17 protein-coding genes and 2 pseudogenes are annotated in these 21330 nt (G+C 59.9%); all 19 read right to left on the bottom strand.

Annotation, left to right across the window (positions count from 1 at the left end; genetic code table 11):
• Positions 1-3 precede the first annotated feature (3 nt).
• Positions 4-1245: a hypothetical protein gene (locus D6Z43_RS03275; RefSeq protein ID WP_120650408.1), complete on the bottom strand. Its 1242-nt coding sequence runs from the start codon at positions 1243-1245 to the stop codon at positions 4-6.
• Positions 1246-1248: 3 nt separating this feature from the next.
• Positions 1249-1512, bottom strand: a complete 264-nt coding sequence (locus D6Z43_RS03270) for a PAAR domain-containing protein (protein WP_120650406.1) — start codon at positions 1510-1512, stop codon at positions 1249-1251.
• A 44-nt stretch (positions 1513-1556) separates the two neighbouring features.
• Positions 1557-2135 carry a hypothetical protein gene (locus D6Z43_RS27770; RefSeq protein WP_153918467.1) on the bottom strand — a complete coding sequence of 193 codons (579 nt, stop codon included), beginning with the start codon at positions 2133-2135 and terminating at the stop codon, positions 1557-1559.
• Entirely contained in the window at positions 2110-3087 is a 978-nt protein-coding gene (locus tag D6Z43_RS03265; RefSeq protein ID WP_120650404.1) for a hypothetical protein, read from the bottom strand. Before D6Z43_RS03265 ends, D6Z43_RS27770 begins: the two co-directional genes overlap by 26 nt.
• A gap of 111 nt (positions 3088-3198) precedes the next feature.
• Positions 3199-3846, bottom strand: coding sequence for a DUF2931 family protein (locus D6Z43_RS03260; RefSeq protein ID WP_120650402.1), 648 nt, complete (start codon positions 3844-3846; stop codon positions 3199-3201).
• Positions 3843-4022: a hypothetical protein gene (locus D6Z43_RS03255; protein ID WP_120650400.1), complete on the bottom strand. Its 180-nt coding sequence runs from the start codon at positions 4020-4022 to the stop codon at positions 3843-3845. The genes D6Z43_RS03260 and D6Z43_RS03255 overlap by 4 nt, the downstream gene beginning before the upstream one ends.
• Positions 4009-4512 (bottom strand): DUF2931 family protein, encoded by a 504-nt coding sequence (locus D6Z43_RS03250; protein WP_305955699.1) that lies wholly within the window; start codon positions 4510-4512, stop codon positions 4009-4011. Before D6Z43_RS03250 ends, D6Z43_RS03255 begins: the two co-directional genes overlap by 14 nt.
• Positions 4513-4658: 146 nt before the next feature.
• Positions 4659-8654, bottom strand: coding sequence for a type VI secretion system tip protein VgrG (vgrG, locus tag D6Z43_RS28225; protein WP_256660937.1), 3996 nt, complete (start codon positions 8652-8654; stop codon positions 4659-4661).
• Between the two features lie 2 nt (positions 8655-8656).
• Entirely contained in the window at positions 8657-11320 is a 2664-nt protein-coding gene (gene tssH / locus D6Z43_RS03240) for a type VI secretion system ATPase TssH (RefSeq protein ID WP_120650396.1), read from the bottom strand.
• A gap of 142 nt (positions 11321-11462) precedes the next feature.
• Positions 11463-11954 (bottom strand): Hcp family type VI secretion system effector, encoded by a 492-nt coding sequence (locus D6Z43_RS03235; RefSeq protein WP_120650394.1) that lies wholly within the window; start codon positions 11952-11954, stop codon positions 11463-11465.
• A 15-nt stretch (positions 11955-11969) separates the two neighbouring features.
• Positions 11970-13709 (bottom strand): OmpA family protein, encoded by a 1740-nt coding sequence (locus tag D6Z43_RS03230; RefSeq protein WP_120650392.1) that lies wholly within the window; start codon positions 13707-13709, stop codon positions 11970-11972.
• Between the two features lie 10 nt (positions 13710-13719).
• Positions 13720-14400 (bottom strand): type VI secretion system protein TssL, short form, encoded by a 681-nt coding sequence (tssL, locus tag D6Z43_RS03225; RefSeq protein WP_120650390.1) that lies wholly within the window; start codon positions 14398-14400, stop codon positions 13720-13722.
• Positions 14397-15752, bottom strand: a complete 1356-nt coding sequence (gene tssK / locus D6Z43_RS03220) for a type VI secretion system baseplate subunit TssK (RefSeq protein ID WP_120650388.1) — start codon at positions 15750-15752, stop codon at positions 14397-14399. Before tssK ends, tssL begins: the two co-directional genes overlap by 4 nt.
• Positions 15753-15776: 24 nt before the next feature.
• Complete coding sequence (gene tssC, locus D6Z43_RS03215) at positions 15777-17315, bottom strand: type VI secretion system contractile sheath large subunit (protein WP_120650386.1); 1539 nt, start codon at positions 17313-17315, stop codon at positions 15777-15779.
• 33 nt (positions 17316-17348) lie between these two features.
• The gene (gene tssB, locus D6Z43_RS03210; RefSeq protein WP_120650384.1) at positions 17349-17852 is read right to left on the bottom strand and encodes a type VI secretion system contractile sheath small subunit; all 504 of its coding nucleotides are present in this window, start codon (positions 17850-17852) and stop codon (positions 17349-17351) included.
• Positions 17853-18362: 510 nt separating this feature from the next.
• Positions 18363-18728 carry an STAS/SEC14 domain-containing protein gene (locus D6Z43_RS03205; protein WP_120650382.1) on the bottom strand — a complete coding sequence of 122 codons (366 nt, stop codon included), beginning with the start codon at positions 18726-18728 and terminating at the stop codon, positions 18363-18365.
• Positions 18729-18846: 118 nt separating this feature from the next.
• Positions 18847-19260: pseudogene (locus tag D6Z43_RS03200) on the bottom strand (phytanoyl-CoA dioxygenase family protein); the annotation flags it as partial.
• Positions 19256-19375 (bottom strand): annotated as a pseudogene (locus D6Z43_RS28220) (hypothetical protein); the annotation flags it as partial. The pseudogenes D6Z43_RS28220 and D6Z43_RS03200, both read right to left, overlap by 5 nt.
• 1112 nt (positions 19376-20487) lie before the next feature.
• Positions 20488-21321 carry a helix-turn-helix transcriptional regulator gene (locus D6Z43_RS03195; RefSeq protein WP_120650380.1) on the bottom strand — a complete coding sequence of 278 codons (834 nt, stop codon included), beginning with the start codon at positions 21319-21321 and terminating at the stop codon, positions 20488-20490.
• Positions 21322-21330 lie beyond the last annotated feature (9 nt).

Below are 21330 nucleotides of genomic sequence, written 5' to 3'. Positions count from 1 at the left end.
TCCCTATTTCGAAGCAGGTAGCACGGGCATGACCACAGTGCTCCACAGACCCGTCTCTGCGGCGCCATCCCCACTGAAGATGAGTTGCGGCTGCCCTTTCCCTTCTTTGCCTTGGATAGCCTCAACGGCAGTGGCAATCGCCACCCAGGGCGCGGCCCGCCCCGGATAGCCCAAGGTCGCATCCAGATCATGCAAGCCCTGGCCCTGCTTCGCCGGTATCGACAACGCGTCCCGCACCGTGCCCAGTGCGCGCTGACGCTTAGCGTCGATTCCAGTTAGCCAGACATCCTGAATTGCCGAAGCCTCCGCCTTGGCCCACTCCAGCGCCTGACGCACCGCATAGTCCAGATCCTCGGCTGTCGGCTTGCGCTCCTGCTCGGGACGGTACAGATAGGCTCTTGGCTCCAGTGTTGCTTGCGTCAGCCGGTTGCCGAACAAAAGTCCCACCACCGCCTCGGCTGTCCCTTCCGGTTGTGCCGGCGCAATTTGGATCGCCACTACCAGCATTAGCGCCTCATCGCCGATACGCTGATCCAGCCACCGATCGACTGCGTCCAGCCCGCTCCCCTTAACCGGCGTAAGCGGCTGACGAATACCGGACTCGAGCCAAAGGTGGAGCCATATCCGCTGCAGTTCGTGCCGGGGTAATGCACTGTCTATTTCCAGCAGGTATGCCAACGGCCTGCCTTCTGACAACCCCGCCAAGACGCTCGCCAATTCGGCCAGCACAGGTGGAAGCACGCGCAGCAGTATCTGTTCCGGCGATTCGTCTGCAATACGCGAGAGACGACTATGACGCACCGCGCTTCCCTGCCATGAGGCTTGAACTTTCAAGGCCTGAGCGTCGCGGCATATGGCGTCCATCTGGCCAACGCCATCCAGGTCCTCCGCGGGTCGTAGCGCGGTATGCAGGCTGACGCCCAACACTTGCAGCGAACGACGACCACGGCGCATTTTCTGAACCAGGTCCTGTTTGCGAGCCTCATCCCAGCCGTCGGCCACACTCAACATTCCGACGTACACCAGGGCCCGTAGAAAACCCAGCACGCACCAGACCAGAAAGGGCACACCCAAGGCTATGCGCCAGAATTTAGCCGGCTGCTGGGTCAATGACTCGCCGCCCAGCCATAAAGTCATGCCCAAACCCAGCACTGACAGCGACGGCAATAGCAGCAACCAGATCCAGGCGCGTGGCGACGCAGGCACCGCCGCACGGGGCGGCACTTTGTCCAATCTGACCGGCATGGTTCAGCTCGCCGTTGCGGCCGACAGCGAAGAAATCAATGCGCAGCCGCAGGAACACAGGTGCCCCTGAAAGGCGACCGGTACACCATTGTCACGAAACGTCGGATGCCCCTCGGCAATCACCGTGGGGCCATGCCCCGGAATCGGACAACTAACCGGATCGCCCTGACGGGCTACACCTATGCCGCCGAATTGCATAGCAGTTGAACCCGATAAGACAGTGCCTCCCCCCGTGGTCTTATCGCCAATACGGATGATGCCTTTCATATTGTCCTCCTGAAATAAAAATAGAATCGACTTTCCAAGCCGTACTACCGCTCTTCGCTCAATATATTTTGCGCAGAAAAAACTTTGTTTCGTAGTACATAAATCGTTGAGCTTATTGACCTTTCAGAGTTATCGACGTTGTATAACCAACGAATAGAGAAACCTTCTTCATTCCACTGCACGGCAGAAAAGTCGGCGTTATCTTGCTGCACGTCCCCATCCAGCCAATCCATGGACAGAGAACGTAGGCAACTACTTACCAAAACCCTGGTCTGCACCTTCAGCTCTGCGCCAGAAACTTTGTACACATAAAGCCACACCTCGCTTCCAGCGCCGCAGTATTTAGTTGGACTCCCAGGATTGGATGGCGATACCTGGAAAACCGAGATATAACTCTCCCCATTGATTTCGTGTTTGTTTCCATCAAGAAAAACACCATCCACATCAGGAAATAGTTTCAAGTCATAACTACTTCCATCAGTGAAAGCCAAATGCACTACTTCCTGCCGCTTAGGCACCCATGAAGTCCCCCCATCAGCAAAAGCATTATTCACCAACCCCAACATTAGCGCCAAAAAAAACAGCAGACCTCCAATCCTAATCTGCGAGCACATGGTCTGCATAACACACCCCCGAATAAATCCATGAATGATCACTGGACTGTCCTTTCGCCCCCAGCTTGTAAGTATCCTTATCTCGCTCACGAAGTTCGGATTCCGTCTTATCCTTATTTTCTTCCCTGTTCGTAAGCCAACCGATGTTTCCTGTTTGGGAGTCGCATAGCAGATTTTTCCTCCTCATCCAAGATTTAGAACTGGCATCCCATTCATGGTAAGAACCGCCATTCCAACGACTGAAGGCTTCATGCTGTAGCTGTTCATCCGAGTAGGTCCTGCCACTTTGTCCCAGATACTTCTCGGCCAACCGTACTTTTTCCCTGTACAACGAAGAACCTGCTGTAATATTTTCCTTCCAGTTCCACGCTTGTTCGTAGCTGGGTGCAGGATTGGTCATTTGCGTGACCCCAAAACCTTTATCGAAGGCCACGATGGGTTCCCCATCCAGACTGATAAAATGCTTAGAGCCTGTTTCCTGCTCCAGCAATTTATCGAACCCGCCCATGTCTTCGAGGTTGGCCACATAAGTCGCAACGTCTTCCTTGCTCGGATTCTGGCCCCGAATCATGACGCTGCGCTCAAGTTTCTTTCCGCCCACGAGAACCGCCACTGTCAATTTGCCGCCCAGGATTCTTCCGCCAAAGTTGGCCATCCACTTTTTGTCTTTCCCAACGAATTTCCCGGATTCATTGAATGTTTGCAGCGTCTTTCCATTGCGCGCCTTCTCTCTCAGGCCACTCGCTTTCGCTTCCCACTCGATAACCCAGGACCACTCATAATCGCCGTCGACATCCGTCTTGAACTCAAAGATTATTTCCGGAAGCGCGGGGCCCGACGTGATCTCGAACACTCCTTTATCGGGCGGCGATAACCAAGACAAGGTGCTGGCTGCCGATATCAACCTGACAACACTGCCTTCTTCGCTATTGCTCTTACCGGCATTTCTAGCTTGTTGCACGACACTGCCCTCCTTGGGGATTGATTAAGCACTCCAGCAATTTCATAGTTGTGCGAAATCGCTTGGCAGCAGTTCCGACAGAACGTGCTTGTATTCCGCTATGGGCAGACCTCAACAACTGCTATAGGGAACTCCGTTCTGCTCGATATAGGCTTTGTTCTCCGGCTCCAAGGGGATGTATTTGCCTTTTGATTTCCCTTTGTAAGGCCCTAGCGGCTCAACCTTGGCCTGGTAGCGGCCCACCTCCTTGGAGGGCAGGCAAGGCCCTCCTACCCAGACCTTGACGATGCCACCTGGCGCCAGGCCTAGCGAAATCATCCTCCGGTAATCGTCTTTCCACTTTTGCGGGCCTTGGCAAAATACCCGCTCCGGCCTGACCATCTCATCGCGCACCCACGGCGGGATCGGGAGGGTGGCTTTGTAGGTCTGCGGCTCCACCAGCGACTGCCAGCGTACGAAGAGCATCTCCGGCAGGTCGACGTTGCTCACCGGCTTCATCGCCCCGCCCCCTTGGTGCCAGTCCGCCGCTTTGTTCGTATAAGCAGCGACTCCACCGTGAACGCGGAAAAACGCCATGCCACGCTGATCCAGCACATCCACACTTTCCACCCACACTTCCATGTAACGGGGCGCGGCCAAGCCGACGTACCACGTGTCATACGGCAGTCGCGGCGGCCCTGGAGGGGCCCAGCCATTGTGATCGCGGGCACAGGCACCCAGGCTCAGCAGCAGGACACCACACAACGCCAGGCGCCTCATACCGGGTAATCCTTTTGTGGCTGGTTGGGGTAGACGTTGCGGGTGTCGTTTTCCGCTGGCTTGTTGACCAGGACGCCAATGCTTGGCATCCAATGCGCGGATTGATGGATGTAATGGCCGCGCAGCAAAACAGCACCCGAAATTTCACCCGACGGAACCTCCTTACCAGCTGCCATAGGGAATTCCGTTCTGCTCGATATAAGCTTTGGATGCCGGTTCGAGGTCAGGCCAGGCGTAGCGCCCCTCGGACCGTCCCTGATCCGGGCCCAGCGACTCGATTTTGGCCTGGTAGCGGCCCACTTCCTTGGAGGGCAGGCAAGGCCCTCCTACCCAGACCTTGACGATGCCACCTGGCGCCAGGCCTAGCGAAATCATCCTCCGGTAATCGTCTTTCCACTTTTGCGAGCCGTGGCAAAATACCCGCTCCGGCCTGACCATCTCATCGCGTACCCACGGCGGGATCGGGAGGGTGGCTTTGTAGGTCTGCGGCTCCACCAGCGACTGCCAGCGCACGAAGAGCATCTCCGGCAGGTCGACGTTGTTCACAGGCATCATCGCCCCGCCCCCTTGGTGCCAGCCTTCCGCCTTGCCCGTATAGCTGGCTACTCCTCCATGCACGTCGAAGTACGCCATGCCGCGCCGGTCCAGCACATCCACGCTTTCCACCCACACTTCCATGTAACGGGGCGCGGCCAAACCGACGTACCACGTGTCATACGGCAGTCGCGGCGGCCCTGGAGGGGCCCAGCCATTGTGATCGCGGGCACAGGCACCCAAGCTCAGCAACAGGACGCCACACAACGCCAGGCGCCTCATACCGGGTAATCCTTTTGTGGCTGGTTGGGGTAGACGTTGCGGGTGTCGTTTTCCGCTGGCTTGTTGACCAGGACGCCAATGCTTGGCGTCCAATGCGCGGATTGATGGATGTAATGGCGTCGCAGCAGACGCTCTTGCTCCAGACTGAGCTGGACTTCGATACCAGCCAAAGCCAATTCCAGCGTTGCAGAGGCAATGGCCTGCAGGTCGTCCGGCAGCTTGAAGCGTCTTTCATCTGGCAACGGTTTGAATGGCACGCGATGGCGCACGCCCAGCTCGCGCATCACTCGCAGTCCAATCAGGGCGAGCTCGCCCCGCACGGGCCGATCAAGGACGGCTGCCACAAGGAAGTGGCGTTCCTGGCTGTCGCGATCGCCCCTGGCGGGCATGGCGATCGGCCAGGTGGTGATCTCGATGTCGCCATACTCCGCCAGACCGCTGGCGAGCAGGGCATTGACCTGAGCGCGCGTCTGTTGCCATAGCGGATGCTCCGTTGGCGCTTGTCGACGCGTCAGGATCATTCGCCGTGGCCGGGTCAGCAGCAGGCGCTCCCTTCCGCGGGGCAGGTACCCACCGCCAATGTCGGAATGCACGCCAGGCAGGCTGATCTCCTCATGCCCTGGCTGCACGCTGTTAAGGGCAAAGTTGTGGCGGCATTCATCGCGGGCGCGCAGCTGGATCACTTTCCGTGCGCAACCCACCGGCAAGAAGAGGCTGACGCCGGGGTTACTGGCGTTCGCGGCGCTGAAATCACCGTCTGACGGACTGACGATAGCGGCAACGCTATCGAACAGACCGATGAGGTTGAGGCTGACGTGAATGGCCGGATCGAACCCTGGCCGCAGGCCGAAGCGGCCTGCACGCAATAGCTCCTGGAACACCCCGCGGCCGGGCTTGAGCAGTTCGTTGGCACAGTGCCGTGCAGCTGCCGCGCCCCGGCTGAAACCGAACAGATCAAATTCCACGGAGCGAACACGGATGCCAGAGTTGGCCTGAGTAAACGCATCCAGTTGCGCCTCGATTATCGCCGGCGCCTGCTCGACTCGCGCCGCCACCCCGGTTTCGCCTTTGCCGGTGCCCTGGCCATAGAGCGAATCCTTGCCGCCGCTACGGGTGCCAATGCCTTCGAGATAGACTTTCACATACCCAATGTCGGCGTTGGGGGCTACAGCCGCCGCGACGTTATCGGGATAGAGCCTGAACAGATGTGCCACGTTACTCGGCGCATTACCGTAGCTATTGTCCGGAGTCCCAGTAAAACTGCCGCCATCGAGCCCGATGTAGCCGTAGCCTTCGCATTGCCGGATGATCGTCGCCAGTTCGTCCGCACTGAACTGATCCAAATCGTCGCGTTGGCATTGCGCGACAGCGGTCGCATTGGCCAGGTTGTTGCCGGTGCCATCGAAGAACAGGCCCAGGCGCAATACGATGCCGTCGGGCAGTTCTTCCTCTTCTTCCTCCTCTTCCAGACCCTCGCCATAGGTCACTGAGAGCGCCTCGGGCCTGGGGGTGTACACCCGCTGGGTGAATCCCTGGCTGTCGGTCACGCCGCGCCAGGTGCGCCCTGAAGCACCCGTGATCTTGTAAGGCATGGCGGCCAGGGTTCGTTCGCCATCATCCGCGAAGAGTTGGAACTGCTCGTCAAAACGCAACGGAGGTTGCACCTCCAGAGGCAACACAGGCAGGGACCTCGCCTGAGGAGCCTTGGTTTTCTGGTAATCGAAATGCACCGCCTTGATCAGGTGCTCACCCTGGGTGCCGGACTCGATGCCGTACGGATCGAGGGTGATGTAGCTGCCGCCGGCATTGAGGGTGATCTTCTGCTTGGCGCTGATGCGGATTTCGTCTTCGGTGCTGGTGATGTCCAGCCCATGCCGGGCGAGCAGTTCCAGGCGGTCGTTCTGTGCCTGGATCTGCACCGCGCCCTGGTTGGCGATCAGCTTCATACCGAGCTTGCGCACGAACAGGCTCAGGCCCTCGCCCACGCCAATGAACAGGCGCTTGACCACGCTGATGTCGGCCTCCCCGCCGGCGTTGAGCATCAGGTTGTGCCGGGCAGCCAGTTGCAGGTGCTCGCCGCTGGTCAGGACGATGCCCTGCGGGGCGCTGAGCAGGGCCACCGCGGCCTTCAACTGGTCAAGCCGCTCGCGCAGCAGGGCAAGCTGGGCGTTTAAGTCGGCCGGATCGGCCTGCGCGTGCTCGGCATCGCGGGACAGCTGCTGCATCTCCTCGCCGGCCTCCTGCAGGCGAGTGACGGCTTCCTGCATGGCCAGGACCTGCCCCTGGGCGCGGGGTTGCTCGTCGGCGCTGATGAAGACGCCCTTGCCCGCCCGAATCGCGCCCCAGCCGTCGGTGCGCAATTCAAAACCTTCGCCGCGCTTCTGCCGTTGCGCATCCACCAGATGACCGAGGTTGAGCTGGCTCTTGCCGCTGTGCTCGGTGCTGAGCTTGATGTGCTCCTGGCCACGGCGGTCGTCCAGGCGCAGCTTGTTGTTGGCCGGGGTGCGCAGGACGTTGCGCTGGTAGTTGCGCAGGGTGACGGGGTCGGGGTGCTGGCTGTCGTGCAGGGCGTGGGCGATGTAGGGCTTGTCCGGGTCGCCCTGCTCGAAGGCCACGGCCACTTCGGTGCCCTGCAGCAGCGGCAGGTGCAGGCCGTAGGTGTCGCCGGCGTAGGGCCGCGCCAGGCGCAGCCACAGGCTTTCCTGGCCGGCGGGCCAGCTGTCGCGGTCGAAGAGGAAGTGAACCTTGTAGCGCCCGTCGAGATCGATGTGGCCGTACAGGTCGTTGGCCTGCGGGCTGCTGATGCGCGCCGGGAGGGTGCCGGCGATCACCGGCTTGGTGCGCAGCGGCGGACGGAAGCAGACGCGTTCCGCGTAGGGCATGGCGTCGAAGCGGGCGTCGAAGCTGCGATCCCGCGCGGCACGGGTGGTCAGCCGGGTAATCACGGCGCCCGGGGCGAAGGCCTCGGGCGCGCCGCCGTCGATGCGCAGGACCTGGCCGGGGGCCAGGGTGGCGCTGCTGGTGCGGCCGCCGAGGCGGGTCCGCTGGTTGAGGTAGCGTTCGTGGCGCAGGCGCGCATAGAAGTAGCCGCTTTCGCTCGGCAGGTCCTCGTCCTGGCTGTGGGCGTCACCGAGCACGGTGTAGGGCTCGCCGTAGTGGTAGGCCTCGCCATAGGTGGTACGGGCACCGCGGCTCTGGTCGACCTCGCCGTCGAGGTAGGCGCCGGCATCGCGCGGGTCGTAGGCACGGATGTTGACCTGCTGCTCGACCAGGCCATGGCTGGCCTGCAGCTGCCACACGGCGTCCTCGCCGCTGCTGGTACCGGAGGGCGGCCGGTACGGCAGGCGGACGTCGAACTGGTAGTTGCGCGGGTCGTCGTGGAATTCCACCACGTCGATGTGCAGGCGCTCGTCGGTGGTGAAGCGGTACCAGATGCCGACGTCGGCGAGCAGGCGCTCGACGAAGGCCAGGTCGCTCTCGGCGTATTGCAGCACTTGCTCGCGCTTGGGGTAGTCGCGCTTGAGGTCGAAGAAGAAGTCCTGCCCTTCAAGCAGATGCCGGCCGCGCAGGATGCCCTCGACGATTTCCGGCACGCTCTGGTGCTGGTAGATGCGGTATTGCCGGCCCAGGCCGAGCAGCGCCAGGCGTGGCTGCAGCGTCACTTCGTAGCGGGCTTCGTCGTTGGAGCCGGACAGGCGCCGAAAACCGGTGAGGACGCCATGCAAGGTGCGCAGCGGCCGGTTCACCGGCGGGCTGAGGCCGATGATGGGGAGCGGCATGGGCGGCGGGCAGAGGCTGAACGCGGCGTCCTGCCCCAGGAGCTGGTCAACCGGCAGATCGCGCTGGCTGGAGGTGAACTCGATGCGGTAGCGGAACGGCTCGCTGAGCGCTTCCTCGCCCTGGAAGGCGAGCACGTCGAGCGTGGCGTCGAGGTTGCGGACCTTGAGCTGGTGGCGGCTGTGATCGAAGAAGGGGCGGATTTCAGTGAGCATGCTCAGGCCTCCTCAGTGACGGGAGGTACTTCGTCCCGCAGGTTGGAGAAATGCAGAGTGATGCCGTCCTCAGTGCTGTATCCAAGCGTTACGTCCACGGTTTTCTGACGCGCGGCCTGACGTTGCAGGAGCTGCTGGCTGAGCACCGGGAGAATCTGCTGGTCGAGCAAGCTGTCGATGTTGCGGGCGCCGGTATCAGGCAGCAGGCAGGCGGCCACCAGGGCTTCACCGAGGGCCTCGTCGGCGTGGCACTCCAGACCATAGTGGCGCCGCAGGCGACGGGCGACCTGGGCAAGCTTGAGGGCGACGATGCGTTTGAGCGAGTCAGCCCGTAGCGGCCGGTAGATCAGCGTCTGAAACCGCGCCAGGAGTGCCGGCTGGAAGTGTTCGCGCAGGATTGGGCGCAACACTTCCTGCAAAGTTTCATCGGTGGAGTCGGGTTGTGCTTCGAGGCAGTCATGCAGCAGGTCGCTGCCGAGATTGGAGGTCATCAGGATGACGGCGTTGCGGAAGTCAATTTCGCGGCCCTCGCCATCGCGCATGAAGCCGCGATCGAAGACTTGATAGAACAGGTTGAGTACGTCGCGATGGGCCTTTTCCACTTCGTCGAGCAGGACCACGCTATAGGGGCGTTGACGAACCGCCTCGGTGAGCACGCCCCCTTGTCCATAGCCGACATAGCCGGGTGGCGAGCCCTTGAGCTGGCTGACGTTATGAGCTTCCTGGTACTCGGAGAGGTTCAGGGTGATCAGCGATTTTTCACCGCCAAACAGGCAGTCAGCCAAAGCCAGCGCGGTTTCGGTCTTGCCAACACCGCTGGGGCCGACGAGCAGGAACACGCCTTGCGGTTTTCGCTCATCCGTCAGCCCGGTTCGGGCAGCTCGCAGGCGTTGCGCCAGGGCGCCAAGGGACTGGTCCTGGCCGATCACCCGATCTGCGAGGTGATGTTCCAGTTCCAATAGACTGGCCTGCTCGTCCTTGAGCAGGCTGCCCAGGGGTACACCGGTCCAGTCAGCGATGACCTCTGCCACACTGCGCGGGGTGACATCGAGCGACAGCAACGGTTGATTGCTCTGGGCCTCTTCCAGCTGCCGTTGCAGGTCGGCACAGAGACCCACTTGGGCAGGCTCGGCCTGGCGCGCGTCGAGCAGTTGCCGGCTGAGGTCAAGCTCCTGGCGATATTGCTGCTCCCACTCCGCGTACTGCTGCTCCAGTTCGACGCGCTGGGCAGCAATTGCTTCCAGTCGATCAGGGGCGATGTGGCCGCTGTAGCGGCTGTCCGCCGCCAATGCCCGATGCTCCAGCTCGAGCGCCGACTGCCGGGCTTTGATTCGCACCAGCGCCTGGGGCTCGCAATCAAGGCTCATGCGCACACGAGCGCTGGCGGTGTCGAGCAGGTCCACGGCCTTGTCGGGAAGTTGCCGACCGGTCAGGTAGCGCCGTGACAGGCTGACTGCGGCTTGCACGGCGGCATCTTCGATGTGCACACCATGGTGACTGGCGTAACGGGCCTTGAGGCCACGCAGCATGAGACAGGCAGTGGCGTCATCGGGTTCGTCTACCTTGACCATCTGGAAGCGCCGCTCCAGGGCCGCGTCCCGCTCGAAATACTGTTTGTATTCGCTCCAGGTCGTGGCTGCGATGGTGCGCAGTTCGCCGCGGGCAAGCGCAGGTTTCAGCAGGTTGGCCGCATCGGTTCCGCCAGCCTGGTTGCCGGCACCGATCAGGGTATGGGCTTCGTCGATGAACAGCAGGACGGGATTTTCCGATTGCTGTACCGCGTCGATGACGTTCTTCAGGCGCTGTTCGAACTCGCCTTTGACGCCGGCGCCGGCCTGCAGCAACCCAAGGTCCAGCGTGCGTACGATGACTGGTTTGAGGCTATCGGGGACGTTGCCTTCGGCGATGCGCAGGGCCAGGCCCTCGACCAAAGCGGTTTTGCCGACGCCCGGCTCTCCCACCAGGATTGGGTTGTTCTTGCGCCGCCGACTGAGGATGTCGATGACCTGGCGTATTTCGTCGTCGCGGCCGAATACCGGATCGATGCACCCTTCTCGCGCCTTGTCAGTAACGTCCTGAGTGAACTTGTCGAGCACGACCTGCAGGGCCTCGTTCCTGGCAGTGCGGGTAGTGGGTATGGCCGGCGCGGCACCCATTGCCTCGACGACACCCAAGGCGGCCTCCCTCTGCATGTCCGGGCGCTCCATGGAGTGCAGGTCCAGCAACGGCATCAGGTGCTGTAACTGCGTGTCGCTGAGACTGAATAAAGGCCATACGGCTTCGCACTCGAGCAGATTGGGAGTTTCTAGCAGGGCGCTGAGCAGGTGCACGGAACGCAGGCTGTCGCAATCGTCCAGCGAGGCGCGGAGCCAGGCGCTCTTGATCAGTTGCTGCAGCTTTCCGCACAGCTGCGGCTTGTCGCGCACGCTGCGGGGAAGGCTTTCGAGGTAGTCGAGCAGGCCTTGCCAGAGCTCATCCAGATCCCATTCATACCGGCGTGCGATCAGGACGAGGTCGCCCTCGCCCTGCTCCAACAGCTTGAGCAGCCAGTGTTCGATGGCGATTTGCGCGTGGGCGCGGCTCTGGCACAGCGAAGCCGCCGCGCTCAGTGCCTGGGCGCAATAAGGGTTGAGTCGGCGAAGCAGACTGGCGGAATTCTTGGCCATTCGAGTGCATCCTTGTACGGGTAACGGCGGTGCTTGAGCGTCCGGCTGCGTAACGATGTGCCTGGCTGAACGCCCGCGAACGGACGCTCAACCCGGCGCACCAGAGCCGGCAGAACGAGGAGGTCTGCCGGTCTATCTGGCGTCAGGCGCTCTGACGCTCGTTCCAGGAGTCGGCGTGGATGATGTTGCCGTCCTTGTATGTCCAAGTGATCTTCTCGTAGCGCAACTCGACCTGTTCCAGGTGGTTGTGCTTCTCCTTGGACGGGTCCTTGACGTCGTGCATCTTGGGCGCAACTTTCACCACCTTGACGTTCTCCAGCTTGGTGATGAAGTACTCGACTTCCTGGCCCGCATCGTCGATGCGATACCACTTGAATTCAGCACTCTTGAGGGTCTGGCCGGTGGTCACCGCCTTGTACAGGTAGGGGCTGGAGGCATCGATTTCCTTGGTGAAAAGGAAGGGGGTGTGGACCCGGGTGCCGGTCAGCTTGCCGGTGTTGTTGTCGGTGGGGATGTAAAGGCTGTGATCCTGCGCGACTACCTCGATGCTGCCCTCGCGTTTCTGCACGTCCACCGAACCCTTGATTTCTGCACCGCCATCGTCCTGCAGCCAGAGGTATACGGGAATTGCCATGTGAAGCTCCTTCTCTCAGAGGTTGAAAGCCGCGGAATGCGACTGGTAGTGCCCGGCCGGCTCATCCATGGGCAACGCACAGGCCCCCACTTCTGGAACCAGGCGGATATCGACGCGCCGATTGGCGGCACGTCCGATCTCGACGTCATTACTGGCTATCGGCTGGCTGGCACCGAAACCTTGCACCGCGAAGCAGCTATCGGGGAAATCGCCCATTCGCTGCATCCAGTCGCGTACGGCGTTGGCGCGGGCTTGCGACAACAGGAGGTTCTGTTCGGCGCTGCCGGTGGCGTCGGTATGGCCGGCAATGACGATCAGCCAGCCTGGCTGGGCCTTTATGCCGACCAGCGCGTTGATCAGCACCTTGGTTGCGTCCGGCTTGAGGGTTGCGCTGCCTACGGAGAACAACGAAAGGCTGCTCAGCCGAACAGGGCCGGGGGTTGCCGCGATGGCCGGCATCTCTTGCGGTTGCTGGTAGGCGGCAACAGCATCGAGAAGCTCCGCGCGCAGGGGTTCGCCGTGATAAAGGCCAAGGCCGAGCTGTAACGGCTCTCCGTGGCGGTAGTAGTCGTCCAGACGCGCGACATGCTGGCGGAGCGCAGTTACCGCTGCCTCGCGCAGCTCGAACTCGGGCTGGCTCCGATTTGCCGGATGCGGGATGGCGTGGTAACGGCGCAAGTCATCGCTGACCTGGCGTGCCAACAGATTGTTCTGCCAGGTCGAACTGACCAATGCGGGCAGCGCTGCTGCTGCGAAGAGCCAAAGCGCAATCAGGCCGGCACGGCGTATCTGCACGTCGCGCCCCTCCACAGGCAGGAGGGGCAAAAGTGGGTCCGGGAACGGCAGTTCCGTAGCGATGCCCTGCTCCACATGTATCGTTTTGATCAGTGCGGTCTTGTCGCGCAGCCATTGCTGCCAGAGATTGGCGTCTACTGGACTGGGCAACTCTGGTACCAGCCTGACCGCACAGACCACAGGAGGACTAGCGGGCACACGGGCGTCGTGGGTAGTTAGGTGTTTCACCACATGTTCGGCCAACCACGCCGCCACACTCTCCAGATGGACGCCATTGCTCAGCCGGGCCGAGCGAATCGGCAAGTCAACTGCCTGCCACTGCCACTCGCTCAGACTCTTGAGCGCACCCGCCTCGCGAACATTCGGCTGCCGGGCACCAAACTCCCAGCTGAACCAAGCCTCAGATACCTGACTGGACTGAAGGTAAGTGGCATGTAGCAACGGCAACGTGAGCCCACACCGACGCGCAAGAGCCAATTGGTGGCGGAGTGTTTGTATCTGCCCTGCCAGTACTAGCGCATCGCTATGTTCGCCCGGATTGACGACATAGAGGACACTGAGCTGGACGCTCCAATGGGGCCGATGCACCACAATGCTTTTGGCCATATGCGCTAGCTGCTCGGGGCTTTCCACCTGCAGGTAGCAGCCCTGCGGCGTCATGCGCAGGGCTGCCTCACCAACCCTCGACCTTGCGAACAACCCCTCCAGGGCGTCGCCGCAGACCAGCACTACTGGCAGCCGATAATCCGCAGGAGGCAGGGAAATGCCCGCAACGAGCGCCAACGCCTCGCGCTGTCTGGCCGTCTGCCGCCCCGACCAGTACCACGCCGTGATGAGAGCGAGCACGATTGCCAGCGCAATGGACCCACGCAGCCCGCCTGTCAGCGGCATGATGAAAAGCAGCACCATGGCTAGCACAGCGGCCCAGATCCAGAGACTTCGTGTCAGCTTCAAGCTCATTCGCCACTCCTTACACCTGCCCGGGAAGGAGCGAGGAGACCACTCTTCCCAGCAGGCGATTCAGGCCCCACCAGGTGCCAAGGAGCAGCAGCATCACTGCGAGCGTTTGCAGCAATGGCGAGCGAAGCCAGCGATGCGCATGGAAACCTCCAGCCCGACCTAAATGCGTGGTCAGCGAATGCGGGATAGCCAGCGGCGCAACGCGCGCATTCAACTCTGCCAAGAACTGTTCGCGCTCGGGGTGATCCAGGTTGAGATAGCGCCCCTTGAAACCCAACATCAGAACGCGCTGGAACACTTTGAGAACTTGTATGTCCGGCGCCGATTCGCGAAGGACTTCGCGCATATCCTCGTAAAGGAACTCGCCAGCCTGGTGACGATTGAAGAACTTCGCCTGCAGCGGTTCGCCGGCCCAGTCCGCGCGGGCATCTTCACTGGCAAAGCGGAGCACCGTCTCATCCAGCAAGGCGCAATGGGCGTAACTGATGTGGTTGATACTCTTCTCGCTCATTCCGGCGTCTTCAAGCCGTTGGCGTACGTGCTCAATCTGACTGGAACAATGCTTCCAGAGGTCTCGACCATTCCTTGCCGAGGCGCCCTCTCGCAGCTCCACAACCAGTAGGTAACTGTCCTGCAGCAGCGCGTCGATATCCGTCATCGGCTGCGTCTGTTTATCGTCGTTTCGGCTCATGTGCGTAGCACCGCAAACAGTTCAAGCTTTGCGTCCATCACCGTGCTGGGAACGTAGAAGGCACAAACCCCTTCGGCCAACATGGCCTGCCCCTTGGGATGGCGGACATCGAGCGCGAAGTACTGATTCTCCAGACGCAATGGAATGGCGGCCGGCACTTGACTGAGCGGCTGCAATGGAATGCCATCGAGCGCCGCGTTAACCAGGTGATCAACATCGTCCGGGGCGCCAACCTTGCACAGGCGTGGAAACCGACTCTGCAACTGTGCAGCTGAAAGAGATGAACGCACGGACAGGTAGTAATCGGCACCGTCGAGTTCGCGCAGGCGTGGATCGTTGAGCGTGACCTTCCAACGATTCGGTCCCGTGTCTTCCAGCGCCAGGGCGATTACACGCGACGGCAAGCTGGCTTCAAGAAGCGTGGAGATGGTGCTCATCAGCGGCGGAAACACGGCAGCCAACTGCTCATGGCGATACGCCGGAATCGTCTCGATATCGTGCTCAAGCGAGAAGGTCAGCAGGCCTCCTGCAAGTTTCACCAGTTCCAGATAGACCTGTTCGGGATGGCGCGCAGGATGAGCCTGGAGATCCGCCAGCACCGGCTGGTAGGTGTTAAGTGCATTGAGCAGCCAGAACAGCGACACGTCAGCGACCGCAAAGTCGGCCATGCGCTGGTTGCTTTCACGACGCATCCCCATAAGCCGATGCCGCTTGGCCGACAGTTGCGTCAACAGGTTGTCCAGCTGCGTCAGCAGGCCCGGATGCGCCGCAAAGCTCAGTAGCGGCGGAACGTAGCCGGAGTCGACGCTCCATGCGCCTTGACCATCCCGCACAAGGCGCACGAGTGGGCAGGTGAGGTAGTCGCCGTTGTCATCGCCGGCCAGGCGCAGGCTCAACTGGTGCTCCATTACGCCGATCGACTGAGTTTCGTCACCATAAAGATCCTGCACCTGACGCCAGTCCTGACGGTAACGGGTAGGCCGGTCCGCCTTGCTGCCGTCGAGCACACAATTGTTGCCATTGGCATGCTCTAACGGCAGCGCCAGCAGCAGCTTGGCACCCTGAACGTCGTCGGGAAGCACGCGGGACAACTCCAGGGCGGGCGGCAGGTGATCGACCTGATCGGTATCAATCAGGGTGCCATCGGGCATTCGTACCCGCAGCCGCAATGCCTTGAGCTTGCCCAGTCGCAGTGCGTCCATGTCGAACACTGCGTCCAGCACACCCCAAGGGTGCACAAGTGAAAGTTGAGCGAGGCACTCGTTGGTCCATGCCTCCCAGCGCGCCTGCTGCTGGAACTGCTGCGGGGAAAGTAATGCCCCCGCAGCCCATAGGGGGCGGTCAATTTTCATGACGTTATTTCCCTATGGTGTCGCTCAGGCCTTGGCCTTGGGCATTTGCGAAACTAGTGACAAGTTGACGTCCATGCCCTCTACCTGGAAATGCGGCACGGCGTACAGCTTGACGCGGAAGAAGCCAGGGTTGTCATCAATATCCTCGACAATCACCTTTGCTTCGCGCAGGGGATGCGACGCCTGGAGGTCATCGCCGGGGTCGGTCATCTCCGTAACCAGCCCACTGATCCACTTGTTCAACTCCAGCTCTAAAACGCGCCGATCCTTGGTGGTGCCAATGTTTTCCCGCTGGATCAGCTTCAGATAGTGAGCGATGCGCGACAGCAGGAAGATGTAGGGCAACCGTGCATTGATCCGACTGTTGGCGGTGGCATCGGCCGTATCGTACAAGGCCGGCTTCTGAGTAGAGTTGGCGGAGAAGAAGCACGCGTAATCGCGATTCTTGTAATAGGAGAGCGGGATGAAACCCAGATTTGCGAATTCGAATTCGCGAGTCTCTGGGATCATGACTTCGGAGGGAATCTTCACCTGGTTGCCAGTGCCCAGGTCATAGAGGTGGATAGGTAAATCAGTCACCGCACCACCCGATTGCGGGCCTCGGATCTGGACGCACCAACCGTTGTTGATGAAGCTCTTCACCATGTTGGCAGCAAACGCGAATGATGCGTTGGTCCACAGGTACTTGTCGTGATCCGGCCCCTTGACGCTTTCGACATAGTTGAAGCTGCGCACTGGGATCGTATCCGGCCCATAGGGCAGGCGACCTAGAACACGCGGCATGGTCAGGCCAATGTAGCGGGCATCATCGCTGTCGCGGAACGATTTCCACTTGATGTACTCGGCGCGATCGAAGTAGTTGCCGATGTCCTTGATCGCGGCGACTTCTTCCATCGTTTCCTTGCCGAAGAATTCCGGCCCCACAGCACCGATGAAAGGCATATGCGCGGCCGCGGCAACTTTGGAGATGTTGCGCAGCAGTGCAATGTCCTGCGGACTGCGATCGAACTGGTAGTTGGAGATTGCTGCAGCGATTGGTTCACCACCCGGGGTGTCGTATTCCTGGGTATAGGTGTGGATATATAGACCACTCTGGGCGATTTCCGGGGAATCCTCGAAATCCTGAACCAGATGGTCCTTGCTGATATCAAGCAGTTCGATTCGGACGTTCTGGCGGAAGTCCGTCTGATCGATAAGCGACTTAACACCCCGCCAGGTCGACTCCACACGCTGGAAATCAGCGTGGTGCATGACCGCGTCGAGCTGACGACTGATTTGCTCATCCAGCGAGGTGATATGTTCATCGAGCAGCGTTTTGTCCAGACGATCGACTTTCTGCGCTGATTTTTTGAGCAGATGCAGGAAAACGCTGACCGCAGCGGTAACCCGTTCATCGGTCGATGCTTCTGATAAAGCTTCGGTATTCTGAAAAACGTCAATGCCGCCCAATTCGCTCACTGGGCTGAGATTGATCTTGCGGAAAAGCGAGGCATAAACACCTTGGTTTTCTTCATTTAATACTGCTGAGCCGAGCGAAGCGGCGGATACATTTTCTACGGACATAAACCATCTTCCTTTTACACGAACCGGAGTCAATTAACTAATGTCTTGCGGTGCGAGTGCGGACAATTCAGTGCGCAATTCGTCACTCAAGGCATCATCTTTCAGAATGCGTTCCAGTTCATGTCGGAAGGTAGCGTTGTCCAGTAAGTTTGACTTTAGGTCACGCAGCAAATTACGCATCGCAAGTAGCGCACGAAGTTGTGGAATCTGTCGTGCAACATGCTCTGGTTCAAAGTCCTTCATACTGCGAAAGGACAGCTCCACAGAAGCCTCTGAGCCGTCACCTGCAAGCGTATTTTCCACGTCCAGCTTAAGTTTCGGATAAAACTCGGAGAGTACGCTATCGAAGTTATTCCGATTGATGTCGACCTTGCTTCGCTCGGAGAGTTGGCGCCGCTCTTGCCCATTGCTGTAATCGCCCATAAGCATCAACTTCAGGGGGAGTTCGACTTTCTTCTGGGCACCGCCAGTGTGCAAATCTAGTTTTATGTTTACCCGCGCCTTGGGCACTTCGTTTTGAAAGCTGCTCGAAGCCATTTGCATTTCCCTATAGCAGTACAGATAACTTTCTACATCGCGCGATTTACTGGAGCGAATGTATTTGAACGCAATTAATTATCCATTGAACGAACAAAAAAGTGCCACAGCAAAAAAACCAGAAAGGACTCTGATGCATATGGGATTTTTCTCAAAACCACTGCAGGAAATTCAGAGGGAATCTGCACATATTCGAATACAGACGCCACATTTGACCTTTCAACTAGTGGAAAGCCCGTATCGTTCGGCTCATTGGACGGAGCTATGCAAATTGGAGAACTGATATCTCACGCCGGCATCAGCACGCGCTACGGCATTGCGAATCGAAGAGGCTGATCGAATCCGCGCGACTGGAAAGCGGCTTTAGCGACTACGCAACCGCCATACTGCGGCCTATGTTTGGATTCGCGAGCTGATTGAGTGCGGCTTCAGCACTGGGCAGATTCATGGGCCATGAGAAACAGAAGCGCCGCCAAAAGGCGGCGCAATTCAAGCCGAAGCCTTTTGTGATTAGCGCTGTAGCCAAGCTTCGGCTTCGGCGGCCTGCTGCGAACCGAATGCCTTTATCTTCAGACCCGGAATCAGCGCCCCCTCAACTTCGCTCACCTTCCTCACCCACCCTGTGTCGGCCACCACCGCCATGCGATCGAATCGGCGAACGACCTTGAACAGCTGTGGAATATGAGAGACCTCGACGGCCATGGCGCCCAGTGTCGGCATATCGAATTTACCTATCCGATAGAGCATTCGGCCATGAGCGATACCCTCGGACTGTTGCGACAGCTCATCAATCGCTGCGCGCATGCCATTGCTATCGAGTTTGCCCGCAAAGTCGACGTCTACGCGGTTCTCACCATTTCGCATTACCTGGAACATAGGAGCACCTCCATACAGGAGTGTGTCTTTCACGATACGCCGCCTGCGGGAAACGACAAGGTAATTGGAAGGGGCCGAGCGCTTTCCGTCCTCTTCATATAGCTGCGGGTCAAACGCCTTACTGTCCCCTCGGCCACAGCATCGGAAACAGCGAATGCTCCATAGGCGCGCCGTCAGGCAACTGGTCGATCAACCCCGGAAACTCTGGCGACGTCTTCCAGACCCGTGGGGCGTGGCGCATGTCCTCACCGAGGAAGCGGAGAGAGAACGCCCTTCGCCTCCGACTCCCCACCCGAAGCGTGCAAAGTCAGCATGTGGAAGAACACCGCATCCCCCGGCTCCAGTTCCCAGCCGAGGATGTTCCAGCGTGAGCGGTCCACCTCTATGTTCGGCAGGTCAGCCAGGCTGCCCTCAGGGAACCAGCAGGCCTCGCTGTCCAAGAAGCTTCGAGGCATGAGCCAGGGCCCAGATGGGAACCGGCCACGAATTACAGAGTCGACTCCCGCGTCACTGGGTCCACCGGCATCCACCAATGCCGAAGGCCCCGCCCAATGAATGGCCGCAGCCAAGCCGAAGGACAGTCCCGTGCCAATGACCGAGCCCAGAGCGATGAAGCGGATATGCCGCGCATTCAGAGCACGGCGCATTGCAGAACCTTACATTGAGTCGCCTCCTTATTGTTGTTATCAACGAAGCCATCGGAGCAGTCCGCCTCCCTGTCTCAAGCACCAGCTTCGGTGTTCGACGCTACCCTGGCCGATGATTGGCTTGCTCTTCGCAGCTCCTGGGGGGAAGTGGGTAGCTCGTAGTTGACCCACAACATTTCGCCCACCGCGGACAACACAAACCAGGTCAATGGGTAGCGCCAGCCCCGCAATGTTTTCATCTTTCATCGGATCAATACGAAATGACCGTGGCCGAGGCTGAGCACCACCCGGGGCTCGTTGTTGCCAATCCTTGGCTCACTAGCGTTTGGCTCCCGCCCCACAAAATTGATGGGCACACGCTATCAGCGACTCTAAGGGGGGGGCATATGCCACGCGGGGTGCTAGCCTGCTCACAGAGCCGTAAGAAATTTCGTAGGGACAATCGGTACTAGGCAATTGGGTGCTTCGCGACGCATTCGGAGGATAGGTTCAGCGAGGGGATCCCCGCAAAACTCATCACCGCAACCGGGCACGCTAGCAATCGGCGAAACAATGCAACGATCGAAGATGCGGATCGACGAGGTGTAATCTCAAACCTCGGTAACGAGATTGACGCGCAACGCTCTTCCCTCTATCACCGAGCGCCAACTGATCTCAATGCTGGCGCTGACAACGTGCTCGAACAGAGTGTGCTGGGCCCCGGCGGCTGCTAGGAGAAGGATGAATCAGGTTGCCACAGTGCTCAGCCCCGCCTGGCAAAAAGGTACTCAGCAACGGCTCAGGAGTAGAAAACTTCGCTCAGAGTTGGTCAGCACCCCACGAAGACCCTCCAGGCGCAAGTATGCCGGCGAAGCCGGCAAGACGCGCGGCACCAAGCAGTGGAGTACTCCAGACCAGAGCCCCAGTGCCACGGCGGCGAATGATGTTGCTAATGCTCGCATCGGAATCAGCGCTTGAGTGGGCGACCGTGGGCAAGGTTTGCAACAGTGCCCGCAAACTCGGGAACCGCTCGATAATAAATCAATCTGCCCCCCTTTCCGCCTCCCTTTCCTCTTATCCACTTTTCGCTTTGGCTGACTGCCTTTCCCTGCCGGCACCTGAGCCGGCTCCCGCTACAGCCATTGCTCGAAGGCTTGGCTCTCCGCCCTCGCTTCCTTGGCCGCGTAGTAGACCAGCCGTAAATGGCGATCCTCATCGATAGTCAGTGTGGTGTGCTCGAACACCACCGGGCCAATCGACTCGACGTTAAGGTTGCGAATACCCTGACATGGCCCATGGATATCCTGCTGCCGCCACCAGATCCTGAAGTCAGGAGACACCTTCAAAAGCTCCTTCACCAGAGCGACGATTTCCGGATCTTGGGTTGCCCGTACGAAGTCACGACGGAAGCTGGAGAGCATTTGCAATGCCTGCTCCTCCCAGGGGGTGAACAACGCGCGCATGGCCGGGCTGGTGAACAGCATCCACAGCAGGTTGCGACGATCCGCCGGCAGCGCAGAGAAACCGAACACCCTATCCGCCGCGGCATTCCAAACCAGCACGTCCCAGCGCAGGTTAAGTACATATGCCGGACGTGAAGGCAGGTCGCCCATCAGTCGATGGATCAGCGGCGGCACTACGCACCAAGTTCTTCCCGGCTCGGGCGGCAAACGCTGGTGAGCCAGCAGGAACAAGTGGCGCCGTTCTGCAGCGTCCAGCTTGAGCGCTCGCGAGAGGTTGTCGAGGAAGGTGGCAGACACACTGATTTCCCGCCCTTGCTCGAGCCAGGTGTACCAAGACAAGCCGACTCCGGCCAGCGTGGCCACTTCCTCACGGCGCAGACCTGGTGTGCGTCGCCTGCTACCGGTTGGCAGCCCCACCTCCTCTGGAGAAATACGTTCACGGCGGCTACGCAGAAATTCAGCCAGCTCTGCCCGAGTGCGCTCGAGCGTGCGGGGTGCGCTCATCCAATTACC

It is taken from the genome of Pseudomonas sp. DY-1 (genome assembly GCF_003626975.1).
Taxonomy (GTDB): Bacteria; Pseudomonadota; Gammaproteobacteria; order Pseudomonadales; family Pseudomonadaceae; genus Metapseudomonas.
This window is presented reverse-complemented; position numbering and strand designations above follow the sequence as displayed.

Excerpts from the sequence above, each read along its gene's own strand:
- tssC (WP_120650386.1), bottom strand. The coding sequence starts at position 17,315 with ATGTCCGTAGAAAATGTATCCGCCGCTTCGCTCGGCTCAGCAGTATTA.
- D6Z43_RS03230 (WP_120650392.1), bottom strand. The coding sequence starts at position 13,709 with ATGAGCTTGAAGCTGACACGAAGTCTCTGGATCTGGGCCGCTGTGCTA.
- D6Z43_RS03205 (WP_120650382.1), bottom strand. The coding sequence starts at position 18,728 with ATGTTCCAGGTAATGCGAAATGGTGAGAACCGCGTAGACGTCGACTTT.
- tssH (WP_120650396.1), bottom strand. The coding sequence starts at position 11,320 with ATGGCCAAGAATTCCGCCAGTCTGCTTCGCCGACTCAACCCTTATTGC.
- D6Z43_RS03270 (WP_120650406.1), bottom strand. The coding sequence starts at position 1,512 with ATGAAAGGCATCATCCGTATTGGCGATAAGACCACGGGGGGAGGCACT.
- tssB (WP_120650384.1), bottom strand. The coding sequence starts at position 17,852 with ATGGCTTCGAGCAGCTTTCAAAACGAAGTGCCCAAGGCGCGGGTAAAC.
- D6Z43_RS27770 (WP_153918467.1), bottom strand. The coding sequence starts at position 2,135 with ATGCAGACCATGTGCTCGCAGATTAGGATTGGAGGTCTGCTGTTTTTT.
- tssK (WP_120650388.1), bottom strand. The coding sequence starts at position 15,752 with ATGAAAATTGACCGCCCCCTATGGGCTGCGGGGGCATTACTTTCCCCG.
- D6Z43_RS03195 (WP_120650380.1), bottom strand. The coding sequence starts at position 21,321 with ATGAGCGCACCCCGCACGCTCGAGCGCACTCGGGCAGAGCTGGCTGAA.
- D6Z43_RS03275 (WP_120650408.1), bottom strand. The coding sequence starts at position 1,245 with ATGCCGGTCAGATTGGACAAAGTGCCGCCCCGTGCGGCGGTGCCTGCG.
- vgrG (WP_256660937.1), bottom strand. The coding sequence starts at position 8,654 with ATGCTCACTGAAATCCGCCCCTTCTTCGATCACAGCCGCCACCAGCTC.
- D6Z43_RS03255 (WP_120650400.1), bottom strand. The coding sequence starts at position 4,022 with ATGGCAGCTGGTAAGGAGGTTCCGTCGGGTGAAATTTCGGGTGCTGTT.
- D6Z43_RS03235 (WP_120650394.1), bottom strand. The coding sequence starts at position 11,954 with ATGGCAATTCCCGTATACCTCTGGCTGCAGGACGATGGCGGTGCAGAA.
- tssL (WP_120650390.1), bottom strand. The coding sequence starts at position 14,400 with ATGAGCCGAAACGACGATAAACAGACGCAGCCGATGACGGATATCGAC.
- D6Z43_RS03260 (WP_120650402.1), bottom strand. The coding sequence starts at position 3,846 with ATGAGGCGCCTGGCGTTGTGTGGTGTCCTGCTGCTGAGCCTGGGTGCC.